7 protein-coding genes are annotated in these 7,688 nt (G+C 68.3%); all 7 read right to left on the bottom strand.

Annotated elements, in window-relative coordinates; translation table 11 throughout:
• Positions 1-51: 51 nt before the first annotated feature.
• Positions 52-1,188: an alpha/beta hydrolase family protein gene (locus IEZ08_RS38620; RefSeq protein ID WP_189244209.1), complete on the bottom strand. Its 1,137-nt coding sequence runs from the start codon at positions 1,186-1,188 to the stop codon at positions 52-54.
• Between the two features lie 3 nt (positions 1,189-1,191).
• Positions 1,192-2,478 carry a Gfo/Idh/MocA family protein gene (locus IEZ08_RS38615; protein WP_189244208.1) on the bottom strand — a complete coding sequence of 429 codons (1,287 nt, stop codon included), beginning with the start codon at positions 2,476-2,478 and terminating at the stop codon, positions 1,192-1,194.
• Positions 2,479-2,565: 87 nt separating this feature from the next.
• Complete coding sequence (locus IEZ08_RS38610) at positions 2,566-3,834, bottom strand: ABC transporter substrate-binding protein (RefSeq protein WP_068925946.1); 1,269 nt, start codon at positions 3,832-3,834, stop codon at positions 2,566-2,568.
• A gap of 43 nt (positions 3,835-3,877) precedes the next feature.
• Positions 3,878-4,672: a carbohydrate ABC transporter permease gene (locus tag IEZ08_RS38605; protein ID WP_373294405.1), complete on the bottom strand. Its 795-nt coding sequence runs from the start codon at positions 4,670-4,672 to the stop codon at positions 3,878-3,880.
• A gap of 52 nt (positions 4,673-4,724) precedes the next feature.
• Positions 4,725-5,744, bottom strand: a complete 1,020-nt coding sequence (locus IEZ08_RS38600) for a carbohydrate ABC transporter permease (RefSeq protein ID WP_068925950.1) — start codon at positions 5,742-5,744, stop codon at positions 4,725-4,727.
• Between the two features lie 332 nt (positions 5,745-6,076).
• On the bottom strand, positions 6,077-7,006 hold the full coding sequence (locus tag IEZ08_RS38595; RefSeq protein WP_229803958.1) for an aldose epimerase family protein: 930 nt from the start codon (positions 7,004-7,006) through the stop codon (positions 6,077-6,079).
• A 29-nt stretch (positions 7,007-7,035) separates the two neighbouring features.
• Positions 7,036-7,688, bottom strand: a 653-nt coding sequence (locus tag IEZ08_RS38590) for a LacI family DNA-binding transcriptional regulator (protein WP_189244206.1), incomplete at its 5' end; no start/stop codon positions are given.

Raw genomic sequence — 7,688 nt, 5'->3', positions numbered from 1 at the left:
GCGACACCGTCGAGACATGCACCCCCGACGCCCGCGCCACATCCCTGATCGTCACCGCCACGGCCCACCTCCTTCTGCTCTCAAGTGGCGAGCGAGCCAGTCGAAGACCCGCTCCTGCGCGGGGAGGCCGAACTCGTGCCCCGCGTCGGCGAACACGCCCGTATAGCCCGCCGGGGCCTGCCGATAGTGCGCTGTGATCATTTCATGGGCGCGGCGCATCCCCTCCGGCGGAAGGATCGGGTCACGCTCGCCGTACCAGAGCAGCAGCGGCCGGGGGGCTGCGCAGGCCACCAGGTCGGGCAGGTCACACAACCTGGACAGGCCCGGAGGGTACAACATCCAGGTGTGCTGTGCGACGTATCCGTCCAGCAGGTCACGGTAGGACGAGATCATCGCGACCGCGGCGACCGCCTCCACGCCGGGGTCGAAGGCGCCGAGCAGGACCGCGCGCAGGCCGCCGCCCGACAGCCCGGCGCAGCCGACGGATCCGGTGTCGGGGCGCGAGCGCAGGTAGGCCGCCGCCGCCAGGTCCTCGCCCGCGACGACACCCGCGTAGGAGGTGCCGAGCACGGTGCAGTACTTGGCCAGCACGTGCTCATGATGCGCGGCCGCCGCGTCGTAACGGTCCGCCTCGCTGAGGCCCGTCCCGGCGGGGACGCAGGACAGGGCGGCCGGGGGCATGTCGGCGAGGGGGATCCGGCGGCTGCCCCAGCCCAGGACGTCGGGCACCAGTACGGTGAACCCGCGCCGGGCCAGTTCCCCCGCCCAGGCCCTGCCGCCGTAGATCGCGGTCCGCAGCCCGGCCACCTCGGGAGAGGGATCCTCCGGACCGTCGGCGATCTTCTCCTTGCCCGCCCACTTCATCCCGGCGTGGCAGTGCAGCGCGAGGACGCCGGGCAGCACGGCGTCGCCCGCCTCGCGGGGGCGCAGCGCGTAAGCGCGGGTCCGGGGGCCGAACCCGACGTCCCAGGAGATCTCCTCTCCGGACAGCCCACCCGCCGTCCAGGTCCGTTCGACGCGTACGTCCGCGGCGGTCAGGTCGAGGACGCCCAGCAGGTCGCGCGCCCGCTCCCGCAGCGCGGGACCGGGCGGGGGGAACAGCCCGCGCTGCGCCGCGGCGATCCCGGCGAGAGCGGAGAACTCACCGAGGTGCCGCAGCGAGCGCGGGCCGCCTTCGGAATCCGGCACGGCTCAGCTGTCCGCCATGCGGAGGCCGCCGTCCACCAGGTGGATCGGGCGGCCGGTCCGGATCGACTCGTTGGCCGAGGCGCCCACCATGACGCTGCGGATGCCGTCGAGGTAACCGGCCTGCCGGGCCAGCGGGTCGTCGTCCGGGCCGCGGAACACGTCGTCCAGCAGCAGCCGGTCGCCGCCGCCGTGGCCGCCGGCGCCCTGCTCGATCGGGATCTCCCGGGCCTCCTGCCAGTGCTGGTGCAGGACGAGCTTCTCCCAGGCGCCCGTCGCGTGCTCCTTGGAGGCGGCGGTCGGGTCGATCGCGGCGTGCGGCGGCGTCCAGGCGCGCTCGCACACCTCCAGCTCGATCCGCCCGCCGGTGCCGTTGAAGACGACCCGGTACCCCTCGTAGGGCGCGTGCGCGTTGAGCGAGTAGGTGAGCACGACCCGGTTGTCGTAGCGGACCAGGACCGCCATGTTGTCCTCGATGGTGACGCCCTCGGCGAAGACGTCCTGGTCGCGGATGTAGCCGTCCTCGTGCTCGGCGTCCAGGTAGAGGCGCTTGAGCCGGGGGTCGGCGGAGATGTCGAGGATGAACGGGTCGGTGCCGAGGCCGGACGCGCCCTGGCCGCGCTCGGGCCGGGACTCCAGGCCGCGGGCCCTGGCGTTCTCGGCGCCGTAGAAGCGCAGGTCGCCCTGGGCGTACACACTCTGCGCGGCGGCGCCGAGCCACCAGTTGACCAGGTCGAAGTGGTGGGTGGACTTGTGCACCAGCAGGCCGCCGGAGTTGGCCTTGTCACGGTGCCAGCGGCGGAAGTAGTCGGCGCCGTGGATGGTGTCCAGGGCCCAGTCGAAGTGCACGGAGGTGACCTCGCCGATCGCGCCCTCCATGATGAGGCGGCGGACCGCGGAGTTGCGGGGCGAGTAGCGGTAGTTGAAGGTGACGATCAGGGAGCCGGTGCTCCGCTCCGCCGCGGCGGCGATCGCGGCGCAGCTCTCGGCGTCGATCGTCAGCGGCTTCTCGACGATCACACGCTTGCCCGCGTCCAGCGCCGTGACGACGTAGTGGGCGTGCGTGGCGTCCACGGTGGCGACGACCACCGCGTCGCACAGCTCCAGCATCTTCTCGAAGTCGTCCGGAGCGAAGCAGGGGACGTCCTGGCCGATGCGCTCGACGTAGAAGTCCATGCGGGTCCGGTTGCTGTCGCACAGGGCGACGATCGTGCCGGTGTCACGCCAGTCGCCGAGCAGCGCGTCGACGTACATCTGGGCGCGATGGCCGAGCCCGACGAATGCGTATCTCATCTCTTCTCCCCGATTGGTGTGCCGTACGGCCCGAGCGCTCCCGGACGGGCCGTACGGCAGGCATGAGGGTGTCTCCCGCGAGTGGTGCTAGCCGGCGATGGCGGCGTTGGCCTCTTCGAGGAACTTGGTGGCCGCCTCGTCAGGGCTCTGCTGGCCGGAGGTCACGGCCTCGGAGTAGCGCCGGACGATGTCCTCCATCTTCGAGCCGCCCTTCGGCGGAACCTCGGCCTGGGCCAGCTCGCTCTTGACCGACTCGACGAAGGTCAGGATCTGCTGGTCGGCCGGGGGCAGCTTGTCCTTGACCGACGCGAGGACCTTGGAGTTGATCGGCAGGCCGCGGTCGCTGAGCAGGATGCCGGTCGCCTCCGGGTCGTTGACCAGGAAGTCGACGAACTTCTGGGCCTCGGCCGAGCGCTCGGTCTTGCTGGAGATGGTCCAGTGCATGGCGGGCTGGAGGAACATGCCGTGGGTGGAGGCGCCCTCCGCCTTGGGCAGACGGAGCATCTGCAGCTCCGAGCCGGACACCTTGGCCAGGGTGCCGAGCTGGTTGCTCCACCACATGCCCATCGCGCCCTTGTTGGTGCCGATCAGCGACTGCTCCACGCCGGCGGCGGCGATCTCGGCCATCTTCGCGGCGTCGGGCGAGCCCTTGGTCTTGATCAGCTGGTCGAAGTTCGCCCACCACGCCTTGATCGTCTCGGGGGTGACACCGATCTTGCCGTTGTCGTAGAACTTCTCCCCGCGCTGGGCGGCGAACATGCTCAGGTACACCTGGTTGAAGGTGTACTCGGTGCCGAAGGTCGTGCCGTCACCGGCCTTGGTGATCTTCTCGGAGAGCTTGATGTAGTCGTCCCAGGTCCAGCTCGTGTCGTCCGGGAGCTTCTCGCCGCTCTTGTCGAAGACGGGCTTGTTGACGAACATCGCGAAGACGTTGACGCCGGTGGGGATGGCGTACTGCTTGCCGTCGAAGCTGCCGGTCGCGAGCACCTGCTGGTCGAGGTCGGCGACGTTGACCTTGCCGGTGAGGTCGGCGAGGGCGCCGCGGCCCGCGTACTCGGCCAGGCCGCGGATCTCCAGGGTCATCACGTCGGGGGCGTCGTTGGCCGCCACCTTGGTGGCCAGCGACTCGTAGTAGCTCGGCCAGTCGGAGAACTCGCCGACCACGTCGATGTTCGGGTTCTTCTTCTCGAACGCCGCGATGGCCTGCTCGGTGAGCTTCTGCCGGGCGTCGGAGCCCCAGTAGGAGAAGCGGAGCTTGACCTTGCCGTCGGCGGTCCCGCCCTCGTCGCCGCCGCCGCAGGCCGTCAGGGTGAGCGCCGCCGCCGCGAGCAGGGCAACAGTCTTGAGAGAACGCATCTCTCGTCCTTCCTCTTAGCTTTTCTCAGGGGGTTGAAGAGGACTACTTGAGACCCGTGGTGGCCATACCGCGGATCAGGTACTTCTGGCCGGCCAGGAAGAATCCGAAGATCGGGCCGAGGGCGATGATCGACATGGCGAACATCGGGCCCCACGACGACTCACCGCTGGAGTCCAGGAAGGTGCGCAGCGCCACCGGGACGGTGAAGTTGTCGGGGTTGTTCAGGTAGAGCAGCTGGCTGAAGAAGTCGTTCCAGGTCCAGATGAACGTGAAGATCGCCGTGGTGGCCAGCGCCGGCATGCACAGCGGGAGGATGACGCGGAAGAACGTGCGCCAGTATCCGGCCCCGTCGATCGAGGCGGCCTCGTCGAGCTCACGCGGGAGCGTCCTGATGAACTGGACCATCAGGAAGATGAAGAACGAGTCGTGGGCCAGGAACTTCGGCAGGATCAGCGGCCAGATCGTGTTGATCATGTCGAGCTGGGAGAACACGATGTACTGCGGCACGATCACCACGTGGAACGGCAGCATGATCGTGCCCAGCATGAGCGCGAACCAGAGCTTCTTGAGCGGGAAGTTCAGCCGGGCGAAGGAGTAGGCCGCCAGCGAGCACGCGACCAGGTTGCCGACGACCGACAGCGCCGTGATGACCGCCGAGTTCCACAGGTAGTAGCTGAACGGGTGCGCGAGCGCGGTCCAGCCGTTTTTGTAGTTGTCGAAGGTGATCTTGCTGGGGAGCAGGCCCGGCTCGCGGAAGATCAGCTCCTCCGGCTTGAGTGAGCTGGAGATCATCCACAGCAGCGGGTAGAGCATGACCAGGCCGAAGCCGATCAGCATCAGGTGCTTGGCACCCCTGGAGACGCGGCGCCGGTACAGGACCGGATTCCGGCTACTTACTGTCGCCATAGAAGACCCAATACTTGGACGCGAGGAAGTTGACCCCGGTCAGACCGGCGATGATGACCACGAGCACCCAGGCCAGCGCCGAGGCGTAGCCCATCTCGTAGTCCTTGAACCCCTTGGTGTAGAGGTAGAGCGTGTAGAAGAGCGTGGAGTCGGTCGGGCCGCCCGTGCCGTTGCTCACGATGAACGACTGCGTGAACGACTGGAACGACTTGATCACTTCGAGCACGAGGTTGAAGAAGATGATCGGCGTGAGCAGCGGCAACGTGATCGACTTGAACTGCTGGAGGGTCCCCGCGCCGTCGATCGAGGCGGCCTCGTAGTAGCTGCCGGGGATCTGCCGCAGGCCGGCCAGGAAGATCACCATCGGGGCGCCGAACGTCCAGACGTGCAGCAGGATCAGCGTGCCCAGCGCGGTGTCGGGGTTGTTGACGTAGCTGGTGCCCTGGATGCCGAAGATGGCGAGCACCGCGTTGACCAGACCGTCCGCACCGAAGATCTTCCGCCAGAGGATGGCGATCGCGACGCTTCCGCCCAGCAGCGAGGGCAGGTAGTAGATCGACCGGTAGAACGACAGGCCGCGCAGGCCGCGGTCGAGCAGCAGCGCCAGCCCGAGGGCGAAGCCGAGCTGCAGCGGCACCGAGACGACCACGTAGATCGTGGTGACCTTCAGCGAGGTCCAGAACCGCGGGTCCTCGGTGAACAGCGTGATGTAGTTGTCCAGGCCGACCCACTTGGCCTCGTCGAGAAGGCTGTAGTCGGTGAAGGACAGGTAGAGCGAGGCGACGATCGGGCCGATCGTGATCAGGAACAGGCCCAGGAACCACGGCACGAGGAACAGATGGGCGGCCCACGCCTCGCGGCGGGAGCGGAGAGAGCCTCGGGGGGGCCGGGGACGCCCGCGTCCCCGCTTGACGGCGGGAGCATGAGCGGGAGCCGCGGCCTCAGGCTTCAGCGACAGCGAATCAACCACGGCGGGACCCCTGGATGGACCAGGCCCGAGCATTTGGTGATTCAGTCGTCATCACGGGACCTCCCGGTGAGACGTGAATTGGATGGCGCTTTCCTATAGCGCCCGGCGAAGCAGCGTCAACCCTTTGCAGGCGTTACCTCGCTGTTATCGATATATCGATAACTAAATAGCAGCAGGTAGGGAGGTTAACGAGAGGTTTCGCCGAGAAAAAGATCTTGTAATTATGGCGTCCCAGCTACAATCGGTTGCAGAAGAAGAAGCAGCAGATCCGGTCATAGGATGATTAGGGACGACAGAAAATCGAGAGGCGCGCCGCCCCGTAAAAAACGGTCACGGCACGCTTCTCGGGTGAAATCAGTCCTAAATCAGCCGACGAACCGGTAGGTCGTGCTGGAGACGTGCTCCTCCCCCGGCCGCAGCACGGTGGAGGGGAAGTCGGGCCGGTTCGGCGAGTCGGGGAAGTGCTGCGTCTCCAGGCAGAGCCCGGCGTACCTGCCGTACGGCGTGGCGACGCCGTCCAGCATGTGCCCGGTGTAGAACTGCACCCCCGGCTCGGTCGTCGTCACCTCCATCGACCGGCCGCTCACCGGTTCCTCCACCCGCATCACGCCGCCGGGGCGCAGCACGTAGCAGTGGTCGTAGCAGCCCGAAAGGCGCGCGCCCACCGCCGCCGGCCGGGTGAAGTCGTACGGCGTGCCCGCCACCGGCGCCGGCGCCCCGGGGAGGGGGATCTTGTCGTCGCCGACCGGCAGGTACTCGTCGGCCTCGATGGTGACGACGTGCCCCAGCACGTCGCCCGAGCCCGCGAGGTTGAAGTAGGAGTGGTTGGTCAGGTTGAGCACGGTGGGCGCGTCGGTGACGGCGTGGTAGTCGATCCGCAACTCGTCCCGGTCGGTGAGGGTGTAGGTCACCGACGCGGTGAGCGTGCCCGGATATCCCTCCTCCCCGTCCTCGCTGACGTGGGTCAGCCGGACGGCCCGCTCGCCGTCCGGCTCGGCCCGCCAGACCCGCTTGTCGAACCCGGTCGTCCCGCCGTGCAGGCTGTTGGCGCTGCCGTTGTCATTGAGCGGCAACCGGTAGGGGGTGCCGTCGAGGGTGAAGCGGCCGCCCGCGATGCGGTTGCCGTACCGGCCGACCACGGCGCCGAAGTACCGGCTGCGCGTCAGGTAGTCGGCCACGGTGGGCAGTCCCAGGACGACGTCGGTCCCGTCGGCCAGTTCGACCGACTGGACGATCGCGCCGAGGGTCAGGATCCCTGCGCGCATCCGGCCGTTCGACAGGATGTGCCGGTCCACGGCTTCTCCCGCGGGCGTGGATCCGAATCTCACGGTGAACTCGCTCTCTGCGTCGATTCTCTGATCACCAGGCTGGTCTCCAGCCTGGCGGTGGTGTGGGGTGCCGCCTCACCCGCGTTTCCCGGGCGGATGGCGTCCAGCAGCAGGTCGACCGCCATCCGCCCGGCGGCCGCGGTCGGCATCGTGATCGTCGTCAGCTTCGGCCGGCTGAGGCGGCCGGGCAGGCTGTCGTCCACGCCGATGACGCTCACGTCACCGGGCACGTCCACACCCTTGTCCCGCAGCCCTTCGATCAGGCCCAGCGCGACCAGGTCGTTGTAGCACAGCACCCCCGTCACCCCCGAGGCCGCCACCCCCGCGGCCGCCGTCAGCCCGCCCCGCTCGGTCGGCTCGTTCGGGCCCAGGACGGTGAGACGGACTCCGAGGTCGGCGGCCCGGTCGGCCGCCGCCCGGCGGATCTCGCCGCTGGTCCAGGAGCCGCTCGGCCCGGACAACAGACCCACATGCCGATGCCCCAGCTCCGCCAGATGCCCCACCGCCGCCCGCACCCCCTGACCCACATCCATCAACACCGTGGCCAACCCCTTCACCCGCCGATTGACCACCACGAACGGCACCTGCACCCGCAGCCGCTCAATCACCCGGTTCGACAACCGCGGCGAACACAACAACACCCCGTCCA

Origin of the sequence: Planobispora rosea (genome assembly GCF_014648175.1) — a bacterium.
In the GTDB taxonomy this organism is placed as follows: Bacteria; Actinomycetota; Actinomycetes; order Streptosporangiales; family Streptosporangiaceae; genus Planobispora; species Planobispora rosea.
Note: the sequence above shows the minus strand (reverse complement) of the source record. Positions and strands in the feature narration are given on the sequence as shown.

What these genes read in the sequence shown, in the direction of transcription:
- IEZ08_RS38610 (WP_068925946.1), bottom strand. Translation starts at nt 3,834, where the DNA reads ATGCGTTCTCTCAAGACTGTTGCCCTGCTCGCGGCGGCGGCGCTCACC.
- IEZ08_RS38600 (WP_068925950.1), bottom strand. Translation starts at nt 5,744, where the DNA reads ATGCTCGGGCCTGGTCCATCCAGGGGTCCCGCCGTGGTTGATTCGCTG.
- IEZ08_RS38605 (WP_373294405.1), bottom strand. Translation starts at nt 4,672, where the DNA reads ATGCTGATCGGCTTCGGCCTGGTCATGCTCTACCCGCTGCTGTGGATG.
- IEZ08_RS38615 (WP_189244208.1), bottom strand. Translation starts at nt 2,478, where the DNA reads ATGAGATACGCATTCGTCGGGCTCGGCCATCGCGCCCAGATGTACGTC.